The organism is Pseudomonas fontis (genome assembly GCF_028656955.1).
In the GTDB taxonomy this organism is placed as follows: domain Bacteria; phylum Pseudomonadota; class Gammaproteobacteria; order Pseudomonadales; family Pseudomonadaceae; genus Aquipseudomonas; species Aquipseudomonas fontis.
In genome coordinates, this window is sequence record NZ_JAMDGY010000098.1 from 37959 (window position 1) to 54061 (window position 16103).

Below are 16103 nucleotides of genomic sequence, written 5' to 3' on the forward strand. Positions count from 1 at the left end.
GCATCCGGCGCATTTGTCGTTACACTGCGCGACCTTTTTACCCTGCCACAGCTTGTTTGCGGCAGGTGCGCTGCCCCTGCCAGAGTGGGGCTTCGCGGTCGGTACCCTGCCAGGGGCGTCGACCAGTTTTTGTCCTCAACGTAGAGGATCAAAAGTGGCCAAAAAAGCCGCATCTTTTGCCGCCCTCGGCGGCTTGGTGTTCTCCACCGATGCAGGCCGGCATTGCCCGGATTGCAGCAAACCCATCGATGCCTGCATCTGCAAGCAAACGCTCATCCCTGAAGGGGATGGCATCGCCCGTGTGCGCCGTGAAAGCAAAGGCCGTGGCGGCAAGACGGTGACCACTGTCAGCGGTGTCCCGCTGGCCCTGGAACAGCTCAAGGATCTGGCTGCCACGCTGAAGAAGCGTTGCGGTACGGGTGGCGCGTTGAAAGACGGGGTCATCGAGATCCAGGGCGATCACGTCGAGTTGCTGATCGGCGAACTGACCAAACAGGGTTTCAAGGCGAAAAAATCCGGCGGCTGATGGCCTGCCCGCGCATTTTCGCCCGGTGCTTTCTAAACTCGTTCCCGAGAAAAAGGTCTATGCCTTCACAAGGGGAAATCGTCACTTTCATTTTTTACACTGGGCCAATCCGCTTGGCCGGGTGTTCTTGAATTCTTTATAGGGGACTTAGATGTCCGTACGACGCACACGCAAAGACGATGGCAGCCAATGGACCGTGGCGGACAGCCGCAGTGTTTATGGGATTCGCCATTGGGGCGCGGGCTATTTCGCGATCAATGAAGCCGGGCGCGTCGAAGTGCGCCCGAACGGCCCGGCCAGTGCACCGATCGACCTGTTCGAACAGGTTGACGAGCTGCGCAAGAGCGGCCTGTCGCTGCCGCTGCTGGTTCGCTTCCCGGACATCCTGCAAGACCGCGTGCGTCAGCTGACCGGTGCGTTCGACGCCAACATCGCACGCCTGGAATACCAGAACGTGTACACCGCGCTGTACCCGATCAAGGTCAACCAGCAGGAAGCGGTGGTCGAGAACATCATCGCCACCCAGAACGTTTCCATCGGCCTGGAAGCCGGCTCCAAGCCCGAGCTGCTGGCGGTGCTGGCGTTGGCGCCGAAGGGCGGCACCATCGTCTGCAACGGCTACAAGGACCGCGAGTTCATCCGCCTGGCGCTGATGGGCCAGAAGCTTGGCCACAACGTGTTCATCGTCATCGAGAAAGAGTCGGAAGTGGCGCTGGTGATCGAAGAGGCCGCCGAGCTCAAGGTCAAGCCTCAGATCGGCCTGCGCGTGCGCCTGTCGTCGCTGGCATCGAGCAAGTGGGCCGACACCGGTGGCGAGAAGTCCAAGTTCGGCTTGTCGGCGGCGCAACTGATCTCGGTGGTCGAGCGCTTCCGCGCGGCCGGCCTGGACCAGGGCATTCGCCTGCTGCACTTCCACATGGGTTCGCAGATCGCCAACCTGGCTGACTACCAGCACGGCTTCAAGGAAGCCATCCGTTACTACGGCGAGCTGCGCGCCCTGGGCCTGCCGGTTGACCATATCGACGTCGGTGGCGGCCTGGGTGTGGACTACGACGGTACCCACTCGCGCAACGCCAGCTCGATCAACTACGACATGGACGATTACGCCGGTGTCGTGGTCGGCATGCTCAAGGAGTTCTGCGACGCGCAGGGCCTGCCGCATCCGCACATCTTCTCCGAGAGCGGTCGTGCGCTGACGGCCCACCACGCCATGCTGGTGGTGCAGGTGACTGACGTCGAGAAGCACAACGACGAAGTGCCGGCAATCGAGAACAAGGAAAGCCTGCCCGAGACCGTGCAGTGGCTGGCCGACCTGTTGGGCCCGACCGATATCGAGATGGTCACCGAGACCTACTGGCGTGCCACGCACTACATGAGCGATGTGGCGGCGCAGTATGCCGATGGCAAGATCACCCTGGCCGAAAAAGCCCTGGCCGAGCAGTGCTACTTTGCCGTATGCCGTCGCCTGCACAACTCGCTGAAGGCGCGTCAGCGTTCGCACCGCCAGGTGCTTGATGAACTGAACGACAAGCTGGCCGACAAGTACATCTGCAATTTCTCGGTGTTCCAGAGCCTGCCGGACACCTGGGCGATTGGCCAGGTGCTGCCGATTCTGCCGTTGCATCGCCTGGACGAAGAGCCGATGCGTCGTGCGGTGCTGCAGGATCTGACCTGCGACTCCGACGGCAAGATCAACCAGTATGTGGACGAGCAGAGCATCGAGACCAGCTTGCCGGTGCATGGCATCAACGAGGGTGAGGACTACTTGCTGGGGATCTTCCTGGTGGGCGCTTACCAGGAAATCCTGGGTGACATGCACAACCTGTTCGGTGATACCGACTCGGTGAACATCTACCAGAACCCGAATGGTTCGGTGTATCACGCCGGGATCGAGACCCACGACACCATCGAGGACATGCTGCGTTATGTGCACTTGTCGCCCGAAGAGCTGATGACGCACTACCGTGACAAGGTAGCCAGCGCGAAGATCACCGCGCGTGAGCGCACGCAGTACCTGGATGCCTTGCGCCTGGGGCTGACGCGCTCTTCGTACTTGTCCTCGTAATTGCTATCGCGGGGCCAGCCCGCTCCCACAGGTACTGCCTACACAGTTCCATTGTGGGAGCGGGCTGGTCCCGCGATGAGGCCCTGGAGGCCTACGCAAACCACCCATCACTCCGCTGCAAACGCCAGCCCATCACCCCCAGCGTCACCCCCCGCAGCGCCATGAACAGCAGGAATGCCAACCACAATCCATGGTTGCCCAACCCGCTGGCCAACCAGGCGAACGGCAAGGCAATCGCCACGCTCACCAGCATCCCGTTGCGCATCTCCCGCGCCCGCGTCGCACCGATGAACAACCCATCGAGCAGATAACTCCACACCGCAATCAACGGCAGCAGCGCCAGGTACGGCAAGTACACGAACGCCGTCTCACGCACGCTCGGGATATCCGTCTGCAACTGGATAAACCAGTGCCCGCCCAGCAGGAACAGCAACGCAAAGCCGACACTGGCGAGCAACGACCAGCCACAGGCCACCGTCAACGAACGCCGCAACGCCTGCCGATCCCCCGCACCAATCGCATGCCCGCACAGCGCCTCCACCGCATGCGCCAAGCCATCCAGCGCATACGCGGTCAGCAGCAAGCCATTGAGCAGCAGTGCATTGGCCGCCACCGTCGCCTCACCCATCCGCGCACCCTGCACGGTGATCAGGAAGAACACCCCCTGCAACGCCAGGCTGCGAATGAAGATGTCGCGGTTCACGCTCAACAACGGCCGCCAGCTCTGCCACTGGGCCAGTAAGGCCCAGGCGATCTTGCCCGGGTACGCCCGCAATGACGGTCGGGTCATCGCCAGCCCCAGTAGCGCTGCTGACCACTCGGCAATCACCGATGCCCGTGCCGAGCCCATCACTCCCCAGTCCAGGCCCAGCACGAACCACAGGTTGAGGATGATGTTCAGCACATTGGTGGCCAGCAGGATCATCAACGGCGCCCGCGCGTTCTGCGTGCCCAGGAACCAGCCGACCAGTGCATAGGTGGCCAGCGCCGCCGGCAAACCGAGCAGGCGGATCTGGAAGAAGTCCCGGGTGCTCTGCTCCAGCGCCGCGCTCGGGTTCATCAGGCCCAGCGCCAGATGGCTGAAGGGCAGGGCCAGCACGCCCAGCAACAAGGCAAACAGCAGCGCCAGCAGCAAGCCCTGCACCAGCACCTGGCGCAACGCCGCGCCATCGCTGCGCCCGGCGGCCTGTGCGGCAAACCCGGTGGAGCCCATGCGCAGGAAGCCCAGCACCGCCACCAGCAAGGTGTACAGGCTGCCGCCCACCGCCACCGCGCCGAGCTGGTGGGCATGCGGCAGATGGCCGATCACTGCGCTGTCGACCAGCGCCACCATCGGCACGGAGACATTGGAAAGAATCATCGGCGCGGCCAAACCCCAGACCTTGTAGTGGGTCGGGCGGTCACGCCAGTCGGCTAGCAGTCGGGACATGCAGGGCTCCTTGAGGGCCGGCAGTGTAACCCGTTGCGGCAACAAATCCGGTGAACGGGGTCTCACCGCTGGCGCGCCGGCCGGTGAAGGTGCCGCGCTTGATATATAGTTCTTCCCCTAGACCCTGCTGCCAAAAGAGTTACCCCCATGCTCAACAAAGGATTGTGGCTGGCCTGCGCGCTGGCGCTGCTCAGCGCCTGCGACTCGTCGTCCGTGGACAAACCGGCCCCGGCGCCGAGCGAGACGGCCGCCGTCGCGCCGCCCAAGGCCAAGGTAGATGCCGCCACCCTGGCGCAGCGTTACGCCGGGCGTGAGCTGAGCGTGGTGGATGTTTCCGAAGTCCAGGTGGATGGCGCCAGCGCGCTGTCGGTGAGCTTCTCGGCGCCGCTCGATGCGCAGCAGCCGTTTGCCGACCGCCTGCACCTGGTTGACACCACCAAGGGCAAGGTGGACGGCGCCTGGGAGCTCTCCGACAACCAGATGGAGCTGCGCCTGCGCCACCTCGAGCCGCAGCGCAAACTGGTGTTGACGGTGGATGCCGGCCTCACCAGCGTCAACGGCAAGCGCCTGGCTGCCGAGTACGTCAGCCGCCTGGAAACCCGCGACATGGAGCCGAGCATCGGCTTTGCCAGCCGCGGTTCGCTGCTGCCCACGCGCCTGGCCGAAGGCCTGCCGGTGATTGCGCTGAACGTCGACAAGGTCGATGTCGAATTCTTCCGGATCAAGTCCGAGTCGCTGCCGGCCTTCCTCGGCCATTGGGGGCGTACCACTGCCTTGCAGTACTACGAGTCCCACGATCTGCTGCCGATGGCTGACCTGGTGTATGCCGGGCGCTTCGACCTGAACCCGGCGCGCAATACCCGCGAAACCCTGCTGCTGCCGATTGCCGGGATCAAGCCGCTGCAAGAGCCGGGGGTGTACCTGGCGGTGATGCGTGCCTCGGGCACCTACAACTATTCCCAGCCGGCGACGCTGTTCACCCTCAGCGACATCGGCATTTCCGCGCACCGCTACAGCGACCGCCTGGATGTCTTCACCCAGGCACTGGAAGGCGGCAAGGCCCTGGATGCGGTGAACCTAGAACTGCTCGACGGCAACGGCAAGCTGCTTGCCCAGGGCAAGACCGACAGCGCCGGCCACGCCCAATTGCCGCTGCCACCCAAGGCCGATGTGCTGCTCGCTCATCAAGGCCCGCACACCACCTTGCTGCGCTTGAACACGGCGGCGCTGGACCTCTCCGAATTCAGCATTACCGGCCCCCAGGCCAACCCGTTGCAGTTCTTCGTGTTCGGCCCGCGCGACTTGTATCGCCCGGGGGAAACCGTGCTGCTCAATGGCCTGCTGCGCGATCAGGACGGCAAGCCGGTGAACGCCCAGCCGGTCACCGTGGAAGTGCGCCGGCCGGACGAGCAGGTCAGCCGCAAGTTTGTCTGGGAGGCCGACGCCAATGGCCTCTATCAATACCAACTGCAACTCGCCAGCGAAGCACCGACCGGACGCTGGCAGCTGATTCTCGACCTGGGCGGCGGCAAGCGGCAGATCCACGAGTTCCTCGTCGAAGACTTCCTGCCCGAGCGCATGGCCCTGGAACTCAAGGGCAGCGACGCCCCGCTGAGCCCGGATGAAACGGCTGAAATCAGCGTCAACGGCCGCTACTTATATGGCGCACCGGCAGCGGGCAATCGCTTGAGCGGGCAGGTTTACCTGCGTCCGCTGCGCGAAGCGGTGCCGGCTTTGCCGGGGTATCAGTTCGGCTCGGTGACCGAGCAGGAACTGACCCAGGACTTCGAACTGGATGAAACCACCCTCGATGCCGAGGGCGATGCCACCCTGAGTATCGAAAGCAAATGGGCCGAAGCGCGCTCGCCGCTGGAGCTGACTGTGCAGGCAAGCTTGCAGGAGTCCGGCGGGCGGCCGATCACCCGGCGCCTGGAACAACCGATCTGGCCGGCCGAGCGCCTGCCGGGCCTGCGCGGTCTGTTCGACGGTGAAGAAACCGACGGCGATGGGCCGGTGGAAATCGAGTTCCTGGTCGCCGACCGCGACGGCAACAAGCTCGCGGCCGACGACCTCAAGGTGCGCCTGGTACAGGAGCGCCGCGACTACTACTGGAACTACTCGGCCAGCGACGGCTGGAGCTACAACTTCAACGAGAAGTTCCTGACCCAGAGCGAGCAGACCCTCAGCGTCAAGGCCGGCAGCACTGCCAAGCTCAGCTTCCCGGTGGAGTGGGGCCCGTACCGCGTCGAGGTCGAAGACCCGCAGACCGGGGTGATCAGCAGCCTGCGTTTCTGGGCCGGCTATCGCGCCCAGGACAACGCCGACGGCGGCGCCGTGCGTCCCGACCAGGTGAAGCTGGCGCTGAACAAGCCGGCCTATGCCGATGGCGATACCGCGACCATCACCGTCACCCCGCCGGCCGCCGGCAAGGGCTACCTGATGATCGAGGGCGGCGACGGCCCGCTGTGGTGGCAGGAAATCGACGTGCCGGTCGAAGGCAAGGCCTTCGACATCAAGCTCGACCCGAAATGGGCGCGGCATGACCTGTACGTCAGCGCCCTGGTGATTCGCCCCGGTGAGCGCAAGGCCAATGTCACGCCAAAACGCGCGGTGGGTGTGCTGCACCTGCCGCTGGACCGCGCCCAGCGCAAGCTGGCGGTCACCCTGAATGCCCCGGAGAAGATGCGCCCCAAACAGCCGTTGACGGTCAAGGTCTCGGCGCGCAATGCCGACGGCAGCGTGCCCAAGCAGGTGCAGGTGCTGCTGGCAGCGGTCGATGTGGGCATCCTCAACATTACCGAATACCTCACCCCGGACCCGTTCACCGGCATGTTCGGCCGCAAGGCCTACGGCGCCGACCAGCTGGATATCTATGGACAACTGATCGAAGCCGGCCAGGGTCGCCTGGCCAGCCTGGCCTTTGGTGGTGACGCGGGCATGGCCAAGGGCGGCAAGCGCCCGGATACCAGCGTGACCATCGTTGCCCTGCAAAGCGCACCGGTAACCCTGGATGAGCAGGGCGAAGGCCAGGCGACGGTCGAGATCCCCGACTTCAATGGCGAACTGCGCCTGATGGCCCAGGCCTGGACCGCGGACCACTTCGGCGTCGCCGAAGGCAAGACGGTGGTGGCGGCGCCGCTGATTGCCGAGCTGTCGGCGCCACGCTTCCTGGCCGGTGGCGACCGCACGACCCTGGCGCTGGACCTGGCGAACTTGTCAGGCAAGGCGCAGAAACTTGCTGTCAGCCTGAGCACCGAAGGCCAACTGAGCCTGACCGGCGCGAGCGAGCAAAGCGTGAGCCTGAAGGAAGGCCAGCGCGTGACCTTGCGCATTCCGGTGCAGGCCGAAGGCGGCTTTGGCCAGGGCAAGGTGCTGGTCAAGGTGCAAGGGCTGGACTTGCCCGGTGAGCCGGCCATGGCCTTTGCGCGGGACTGGACCCTGGGCATCCGCCCGGCGTACCCGGCGCAACTCAAGCATTACCGCGTGGCATTGCGTGACCAGCCATGGACCCTGCCGGCGCAGGACCTGGCGGCGTTCGAACCGGCGGGGCTTGAGGCCATGCTGTCGGTGTCCAGCCGTCCGCCACTGAACCTGGCCGAGCAGATCCGCGCGCTGGAAGCCTACCCCTATGGTTGCCTGGAGCAGACCACCAGCGGCCTCTATCCGTCGTTGTATGCCGACGAGGCCACGCTCAAGCGCCTGGGCATCAAGGGTGAACCGAGCCAGGTGCGTCAGCGCAAGATCGAGATGGGCATCGAGCACCTGCTGGGCATGCAGCGCTACAACGGCAGCTTTGGCCTGTGGAGTTCAGATGGCGAGGAAGAGTACTGGCTGACCGCCTACGTCACCGACTTCCTGCTGCGTGCCCGCGATCAAGGTTACGCGGTGCCGCCCGAGGCGCTGAAGAAAGCCAGCGAGCGGCTGCTGCGCTACCTGCAGGAGCGCAACCTGATCGAGGTGAACTACAGCCAGAACGCCGAACACAGCCGCTTTGCCGTGCAGGCTTATGCCGCGCTGGTGCTGGCGCGCAGTCAGCAGGCGCCGTTGGGTGCATTGCGCAGCCTGTTCGAGCGACGTGCCGATGCACGTTCCGGCTTGCCGCTGGTGCAACTGGCCATCGCGCTGGACAAGATGGGCGACAAGCCGCGCTCCGAGCAGGCGTTGCAGGCCGGCTTGGCGGTGACCCGCACCAGCAACGACTGGCTGGCCGACTACGGCAGCCCGGTGCGAGATCAGGCGTTGATCCTGGCCTTGCTGGAAGAGAACAACCTGGCGGCGAACCAGGTGCAGGACCGTCTGTTCGAACTGTCCGACCGCATGGCGGCGAGCCAGTGGCTGTCGACCCAGGAGCGCAACGCGCTGTTCCTCGCTGGTCGCGGTTTGCTCAAGCAGCAGGAAGGGCAGTGGACGGCGCGTTTGGACAGTGCCGGTGAAGTGCGCGAGCTGAACCCGAGCGAATCCGGGCTCAAGCTGGAGGGGCCGTTGCTGGCGTCGCCGCTGACCGTGCAAAACGCCGGGGAGCAGGTGTTGTATCAGCAACTGACCTTGTCCGGGTACCCGCGCGAGGCGCCGCTGGCGGCGGGCAACAACATGACCATTCGCCGGGACTTCCTCGGCATGAATGGCCAGGCGCTGGACCTGAAGGCCTTGAACAGTGGTGACCTGGTGCTGGTGCACCTGGCCGTGAGCGCCAAGGAGCGGGTGCCGGATGCCCTGGTGGTTGACCTGTTGCCGGCGGGGCTGGAGCTGGAGAACCAGAACCTGGCGCAGAGCGCGGCCAGCCTGGACAACGCCAGCAGCGCTGTGAAGCAATGGCGCGAGGCGATGCAGAACGCCAACGTGGTGCATCAGGAGTTCAGGGATGACCGCTATGTGGCAGCGTTGAACCTGGATGGCTATGGCACCACGCACCTGCTGTACCTGGCGCGGGCGGTGACACCGGGCACCTACCGCGTGCCGCCGCCGCAAGTGGAGTCGATGTACCGGCCGAACTGGCAGGCGTTGGGGGATTCACCGGGGGAGATGGTGATCAAGGGACGTTGATTGGCTTCAGGCCTCATCGCGGGGCGAGCCCGCTCCCACAGGTCAGTGTGATGCTGTTCTGTGGGAGCGGGCTGGTCCCGCGATGCTCTTCAGTGCACCACCAGACTCAGCACCCACAACCCCAGCAGCAGCCAGATGACCCCAAGCACCACCGAAGCCCGCATGAACGCGCGGATCGCCGAATACAGCAGCATCAGGCCAATCACCAGGATCAGGATGCTGATCAACGACGTATCCATGCCCAACGTGCGCGCCAGGCCATCGATGAAATTGCCGCCGGCATGGGTCAGCCCGTTGAACAGCCCGCTCAGGCCATCGACCACAAAGCGAATCAGTGCGCCCAGCGCCTGGCCCAGCCACTCGAAAAAACCTTCTACATGCATAGTCGCTTCCTGATGATCAACACGGTGAACCCACCGCACTCCAGCCTTTGGCCATTATCGGGCCCGCTCAGTTCCCCGGGCCGCGCCTGATGCTCAGCTTAGCCCGCTGGCGCAAGGTGTTGCTCGGCGTCGTGGCGCTGTGCGCCATCCTCTGGCTGGCCGACCGCCTGTGGCCATTGCCGATGCCCGCCGACGACCTCGCCCGCGTGGTGCTCGCCGAAGACGGCACGCCACTGTGGCGCTTCGCCGATGCCGAAGGCGTGTGGCGCTACCCGATCAGCGTCGAGCAAGTCTCGCCGTACTACCTCGAAGCTTTGCTCACCTATGAAGACCGCTGGTTCTACCAGCACCCCGGGGTGAACCCGCTGGCATTGCTGCGCGCAACTTGGCAGAACCTCAGCGGTGGGCGCGTGCTCTCCGGCGGCAGCACCTTGTCGATGCAGGTGGCGCGACTGCTCGATCCGCACGCGCGTACCTTGCCCGGCAAGCTGCGCCAGCTGTGGCGCACGGCGCAGCTGGAATGGCACCTGTCCAAGCGCGAGATCCTCGAGCTTTACCTCAACCGCGCGCCCTTTGGCGGCACCCTGCAAGGGGTGGCAGCTGCCAGTTGGGCGTACCTGGGCAAGTCGCCCCTGCAACTCACGCCGTCGGAAGCCGCGTTGCTCGCCGTGCTGCCGCAAGCTCCCAGCCGGCTGCGTCCGGATCGTCACCCGCAACGTGCGCGGGCCGCGCGCGACAAGGTGTTGCAACGCCTGGGCGAATACGCCGTGTGGCCGTTACAACGGATCGCTGAAGCGCAGGAGGAGCCGCTGTTGCTTGCGCCGCGTCAGGAGCCAGCGCTGGCACCCTTGCTGGCGCGCCGGCTGAACCGGGCAGACAGCCCGCCGCTGATTCGCACCACCCTCGATGCCGCCTTGCAGCGGCGCCTCGAAGACCTGTTGATGGGCTGGCGCGCGCGCCTGCCGGAACGCACCTCGGCAGCGATTCTGGTGGTCGAGTCGCAGAGCATGGCGGTACGCGCCTACCTCGGTTCTGTGGACCTGAACGATGAGCGCCGCTTCGGCCATGTCGACATGGTCAGCGCGCTGCGTTCGCCCGGCTCGACACTCAAGCCGTTTCTCTATGCCATGGCGATGGACGAAGGGCTGATCCATTCCGAGTCGTTGTTGCAGGACGTGCCCCGGCGCTACGGCGATTATCGCCCCGGCAATTTCTCCCAGGGTTTCAGCGGGCCGGTCGCGGCGAGTTCAGCGCTGGCGCTGTCGCTGAACCTGCCGGCCGTTCAACTGCTGGAAGCCTACGGGCCAAAACGTTTCGCCGCGCAGATGCGCAGCGGCGGGGTGCCCTTGAGCCTGCCGGCGCTGGCCGAGCCGAACCTGTCGCTGATCCTGGGTGGCGGTGGCAGTCGCCTGGAAGACCTGGTCAGCGGCTACAGTGCGTTCGCCCGCGAAGGCATGAGCGCGACCATCCGCCTGCAACCCGATGCACCGTTGCTCGAGCGTCGCCTGCTGTCGCCGGGTTCGGCGTGGATCATCCGGCGCATTCTCAGCGGGCAAGCGCGCCCGGACCGTGACCCGCACGCCGAACTGGTGCAACGCCCGCAACTGGCCTGGAAGACCGGCACCAGCTACGGCTTTCGTGATGCCTGGTCGATTGGCGTGGGGCCGCGCTACCTGATCGGCATCTGGATCGGCCGCCCCGATGGCACCCCGGTGCCCGGCCAGTTCGGCCTGGCCTCGGCGGCGCCGTTGATGCTGCAAGTGCACGATGTGCTGAGCAACCGTGACAGCCAGCGCGGGATCACCACGCCGATCCCGGCGGTGCCGGCCAATGTCGGGGTGGCGGCGATCTGCTGGCCGCTGGGCCAGCCCATGAGCCGCCAAGACCCGAACTGCCGGCGCCAGCGCTTCGCCTGGACCCTGGACAACACCACGCCGCCGACCCTGCTTGCGCAGGATCAACCGCTGGGCATGGGCTTGCTGGAAAAGGTCTGGGTGAATGGTGAAGGGCGGCGGGTAGACGCCAGTTGCGCGGGCGCGCAGGCCCGGGACATCGCCTTGTGGCCGGCGCCGCTGGAGCCCTGGCTACCCCGCGTCGAGCGCCGCGAGGCACGCTTGCCGGCCATCGAGCCAAGCTGCCCGCCACAGGTGCCGGCAACGGCGCCGCCGCTATCGATTGTCGGCATCCGTGGCGGTGACCAGCTGCGCCGCCCGACCACCAGCCACGAGCCGCTGCGCCTGGACGTCTCGGCGCTGGGCGGGAGTGGCCAGCGTTGGTGGTTCCTCAACGGTGCGCCCGTGGGCGAGACCCAGGGCCAAGGCAGCCTGGCGACCCGTTTCGAGTCGGTCGGGCACTATGAGCTCAGCGTGCTGGACGCCAGCGGGCAGACGGCGCGGGTCGAGTTTCAGGTCAACGAGTGAACCGGCGCTTCAGTAGCGCCGGATCATCCACACTCCACCCAGAATCAGCACCAGCCCGGCGATCTTGCCCAGGCTCGCCGGCACTTCGCGAAAGCCTGCCCAGCCGAAATGGTCGAGGGTCAGGGCCATCGCCAGTTGCCCGGCCAGCACCAGCGCCATGAACAGTAGCGCGCCGATGCGCGGGCCGGCAAAGGCCGCCACGGTGATGAAAAACGCACCGAGCAGGCCGCCGCACCAGTGCCACCAGGTCAGGCCCTTGAGGGCGTTGAGGCTCGGCACTTCGCGCTGCACCAACATCAGGATCAGCAAGGCCAGGGTGCCCACCGCGAAGGAAATCAGCGCGGCGGCCAGCACGCTGGATACCTGTTTGGCCAACTGGCCGTTGATACCGGCCTGCAAGGGCAGGAAGGCGCCAGCGACGAAGGGCAGGCAGAGCAGCCACCAGGCAGGGGCAGGCATGAGCATCTCCAGGGAAAAAAGGGGCGCGGAGTATACCGGCAGTGGGCGGCAATGGCCTCTCAAATGGCATTAATACCTAGGCGCAGTGGCCATCATTGCGCCTTGTCGTTGAGAGCAAGTCATTGAAACGACGCCACTAAATCGACAGCTTCCAAAGTATAGAAGGGGTTAATACCAAGCTCAGAATTGTTGGCTGTGCACCCGCGCGCTGAGATGGCTGCAACGGACGTGGAGGTGCCGGCGATGCCGATGCCTTGCGCCTACTACGAGCAGCGGCAGTGGTAGCAACAAGGAGTCGCCAATAATGAAAACTCAAGCGTGGTGTAAAGCAAGTTCGGTACTGGCCCTGGTAGTGGCAATGGGGCTGGCAGGGTGCAGCAGCGGTGGCGGCGGGCACCACAGCAGTGTCGATGAGTCGGCAGCACCGGCAGCGGGCACTGATGGTGGTACTGCCGGTGGTGGCACAGGCGGTACTGATGGCGGTACTGCCGGCGGCACAGGTGGGACTGGTGGAGGAACAGGCGGAGGAACAGGCGGCACCGGTGGCACGGGTGGCGGTGATGGTGGCCTGGCCGGTGGTGGTACAGGCGGAACCGGTGGTACTGGTGGCACGGGCGGTGGCACGGGTGGCACAGGTGGTACGGGCGGCGGAACAGGCGGCACAGGCGGCACGGGTGGAACTGGAGGTACCGGCGGCGGCACCGGCGGCGGTGGCACCGGTGGCGGCACGACCAACCCGACCCCGACGCCCCTGGTCGTTGGGCAAGTGGTTAACCAGGTCGGTGATGCAGTCAGCAGCCTGGGCACTGGCGTCGGCAGTATCGGTACCGTGGTCGGCAGCCTGCCGGTCATTGGCGGCACCGGCGCAGGCGGCCTGGTGACATCGGTCGGCACCGCTGTCAGCGATATCGGCGGCGGCATCAGTGGCGGGGTCGGCCAGATAGGCACCGGTGGCAATGCCATCGGCACCACGCTGGCGGGTGTAGGCAAGGGCGTATCGAGTATCGGTGGTGGCGTGCAGGGCCTTGCCGGCAGCTCGACCATCGAGCAGATCCCGGTGGTCGGCGGTGTGCTGGGCAAGGTCGGCGAAACCGTGACCATGCTCGGTGACACCCTGAGCACCAACAGCACCAGCGGCCCGCTGGGCAACCTCAATCAACAGCTGAGCAATCAGGTGGTGAACATCGTGTCGATGGTCGAAAGCACCACCGGCAAAGCGGGCAGCTCTACCGGCCTGAGTGGCCCGGTCAACGGGCTGCTGGACAAGGTTGGCGGCACGGTGACGAGCCTGGGTGACAAAGTCACCGCGGCCGGTAACGGCAACCCGCTGACTACTGCCGTGGGCAGTGTGGTCAGCGATGTGGGCACTGCGGTCAACACGGCGGGTGGCTTGGCCAGTACCAGCACCGGTACGCCGACGAAGCCAACGGCCGGCTTGTTGGAGAACGTCGGCGGCGCCGTGGTCGGCGTTGGCAGTGGCCTGGCAGGCGGCAGCAACAATGCGCTGGTGGATACGGTGGGTGCGGCCGTGGGCAAAGTCGGTACCACCGTTGCCTCGCTCGGGCCGGTACTCGGTGGCAATGGTGTCGCCAGTGCCACAGCAGCAGCCCCCACGGCAGCCCTGACGACCAACATCAGCACCGCGGTGACACCTGTGGTGAACAACGTGGCCAGCCTGACCCAGAACATCACCACGTCCACTGGCCTGGCGGCACCGGTCAACAACCTGGTCAGCAATGTTGGTGGCGCGGTCAGCGGCCTGGGCTCGCAGGTGGCGGCAGCGACCAGCAACCCGGTAGTGGATCAGGTCGGCGGCGCCGTGACGGCGGTGGGCGGAGTGGTCAACCAGGTGGGCAGCGCGCTCACCGGTGGTGGCCAGGCGGGTGGCAACGGCGGTCTGCTCAACGGGCTGCAAGGTGGCCTGCAAGGCGGCTTGCTGGGCAACAAGAAGTAAAAAGCCATCATTGGTTAGACGATTTTACGGGCAACACCTACGCTTGAGTCTGACGAGGGAACCGCCTTGGTTCCCTCGTACTTTTCAGGATCAGGGAGTGTCCTATGCGATCGATGGCCGTCGCGTTATTGGGTCTGTCCTGCGTGGGCGGGCTCCATGCCGAGCCTCTGCCGAGCTACCTCAACAGCAACGAAACCGAACGTAATTTGCCGGCGCCGAACCTCCCGGCCGACGCCTTTCGCCCCAGCACCCCCCAGTTGCAATTGCCCACCCCGGCCGCCGCTCCCAGCCAGCAACTGCTGATGGGCACCAAGGTGGTGATCCGCAAAGTGCGCATCGAGGGTGGCACGGTGTACCCCCTGAGCGACCTGCGCGACAACTACCAGGGCCTGCTGGAGCGTGAGGTCACCCTGGCCGAGTTGATCGATGCGACGCGTCGCCTGACCCAGCGCTACCAGAAGGACGGTTACCTGCTGTCCTACGCCTTCCTGCCCCCCCAGGACTTTGCCGAAGGGCGCCTGCGGGTGGTGTTGGTCGAGGGCTATATTCGCGATTACGAATTGCAGGGCGATGTCGGGCGCGTCTCGGCGTACCTGGACAAGCTGGTCAGCAAGCTCAAGGCCGAGCGCCCGCTTACGCGCAAGACCTTCGAGCGCTACACCACCTTGATGAGCCGTGTGCCGGGCCTGACCTTGCAGGCCCAGGTGCCGCCACCGGGGACCACCGATGGCGCGGCGAAACTCATCGCCCAGGCGTCGCGCAAGCCGTTCACCAGCACCCTGAACCTGGTCGATGGCAGCCGCGAGCAGACCCAGGCGCTGATCGGCTTGAACAGCAACGCGCAGACCGCGTTTGCCGAGCAGTTGAGCTTCAGTGCGCTGGTGCCGCCGGGGGATGACGATGAGCATTACTACCGTCTTGACTACTCGCAGAACCTTGATGCCGAAGGCACGCAACTGAACCTGTCGGCGTCCAAATACCGCAGCAACCCGAGTGCACTGGTGCGCCTGACCAACGACATCAACCTCAAGCAGCACCGCGAAAACGACCGCTACTCGATTGGCCTGAGCCAGGCCTTGATCGCCTCGCCAACCGAGGCGCTGACCGTGGCGGCGCGCTTCTACGCGGTGAACGACAGCACCGAGTACCGGGTGGTGGGTTTCCCGTTGAAAGTCAGCACTGATACCGATGTGCGTGCGTTGGCGTTCGAGGGGGACTGGCGCAAGTCGACCGAGCGCCAGCTGCGCATCATCAGTGGCGGGGTGTACCAGGGGCTGGACCATTTTGGGGCCAACACCAATGTTGGTTATGACCTCGATTTCCTGCGCCTGCGCTTGTCTGGCGTACAGAGCGACCGTTACCTGGAAAGCTGGCAGGGCGTGGTGTCGGCGGCGGCGTACTGGAGTGGCGACAACCTGCCCGACAGCGAGCGCGCGGTGTTTGGCGGGCAGAACTTCGGCCGCGGTTACCCGGATGACCAGGCCTCTGGCGACAAGGGCTGGGGCGCGGCGTATGAGCTGAACTACAGCTTCAAACGCGATGGCCAGTGGTTGAAGGTGCTGCAACCTTATGCGGTGCTGGATGCGGCGCGGGCCTGGTTCAATGAGCTGGAGGTGCGTGACTCACGCATGTCGTCGTTGGCGTTGGGGCTGCGTTTTGGTGATGCGCGGTATTACAACATCTCGCTGGAGGCGGCCAAGCCGATGTCGGACATCGCCCTGGACAGCTTCAACCGGCGGCCGCGGTTTACCGTGAGTTTCAGTTATCAACTTTGAAAGCATCGTGGGAATTCACCGACTCTGCGGGAGCAACTGTCGCGCACCG

Annotated in this window: 10 protein-coding genes; 7 read left to right on the forward strand and 3 right to left on the reverse strand. The window is 65.2% G+C overall.

Going from position 1 to position 16103, the window contains the following annotated elements; translation table 11 throughout:
* Positions 1-154: 154 nt before the first annotated feature.
* Together M5G11_RS23915 and speA are read left to right on the forward strand one after the other, a co-directional pair.
* On the forward strand, positions 155-526 hold the full coding sequence (locus M5G11_RS23915; RefSeq protein WP_273913850.1) for a translation initiation factor Sui1: 372 nt from the start codon (positions 155-157) through the stop codon (positions 524-526).
* A gap of 151 nt (positions 527-677) precedes the next feature.
* Entirely contained in the window at positions 678-2591 is a 1914-nt protein-coding gene (gene speA / locus M5G11_RS23920; RefSeq protein WP_273913851.1) for an arginine decarboxylase, read from the forward strand.
* Between the two features lie 91 nt (positions 2592-2682).
* Here speA and M5G11_RS23925 read toward each other — a convergent pair whose 3' ends face one another.
* Positions 2683-4020, reverse strand: a complete 1338-nt coding sequence (locus M5G11_RS23925; protein WP_273913852.1) for an MATE family efflux transporter — start codon at positions 4018-4020, stop codon at positions 2683-2685.
* A gap of 147 nt (positions 4021-4167) precedes the next feature.
* Between M5G11_RS23925 and M5G11_RS23930 the strand changes: the two genes are divergently transcribed.
* On the forward strand, positions 4168-9063 hold the full coding sequence (locus M5G11_RS23930) for an alpha-2-macroglobulin family protein (RefSeq protein WP_273913853.1): 4896 nt from the start codon (positions 4168-4170) through the stop codon (positions 9061-9063).
* 89 nt (positions 9064-9152) lie between these two features.
* Here M5G11_RS23930 and M5G11_RS23935 read toward each other — a convergent pair whose 3' ends face one another.
* Complete coding sequence (locus M5G11_RS23935) at positions 9153-9446, reverse strand: hypothetical protein (RefSeq protein WP_273913854.1); 294 nt, start codon at positions 9444-9446, stop codon at positions 9153-9155.
* Positions 9447-9535: 89 nt separating this feature from the next.
* On the opposite strand from M5G11_RS23935, the gene pbpC reads away from it, so the two are divergent.
* Positions 9536-11866: a peptidoglycan glycosyltransferase PbpC gene (pbpC, locus tag M5G11_RS23940; RefSeq protein WP_273913855.1), complete on the forward strand. Its 2331-nt coding sequence runs from the start codon at positions 9536-9538 to the stop codon at positions 11864-11866.
* A 9-nt stretch (positions 11867-11875) separates the two neighbouring features.
* Here pbpC and M5G11_RS23945 read toward each other — a convergent pair whose 3' ends face one another.
* Positions 11876-12325 (reverse strand): DMT family transporter, encoded by a 450-nt coding sequence (locus M5G11_RS23945; RefSeq protein ID WP_273913856.1) that lies wholly within the window; start codon positions 12323-12325, stop codon positions 11876-11878.
* A gap of 410 nt (positions 12326-12735) precedes the next feature.
* On the opposite strand from M5G11_RS23945, the gene M5G11_RS23950 reads away from it, so the two are divergent.
* From M5G11_RS23950 to M5G11_RS23960, 3 genes are all read left to right on the forward strand, one after another.
* Positions 12736-13206 (forward strand): hypothetical protein, encoded by a 471-nt coding sequence (locus tag M5G11_RS23950; protein ID WP_273913857.1) that lies wholly within the window; start codon positions 12736-12738, stop codon positions 13204-13206.
* Entirely contained in the window at positions 13092-14279 is a 1188-nt protein-coding gene (locus M5G11_RS23955; protein WP_273913858.1) for a collagen-like triple helix repeat-containing protein, read from the forward strand. Before M5G11_RS23950 ends, M5G11_RS23955 begins: the two co-directional genes overlap by 115 nt.
* Positions 14280-14383: 104 nt before the next feature.
* Positions 14384-16054 carry a ShlB/FhaC/HecB family hemolysin secretion/activation protein gene (locus tag M5G11_RS23960; RefSeq protein WP_273913859.1) on the forward strand — a complete coding sequence of 557 codons (1671 nt, stop codon included), beginning with the start codon at positions 14384-14386 and terminating at the stop codon, positions 16052-16054.
* Positions 16055-16103 lie beyond the last annotated feature (49 nt).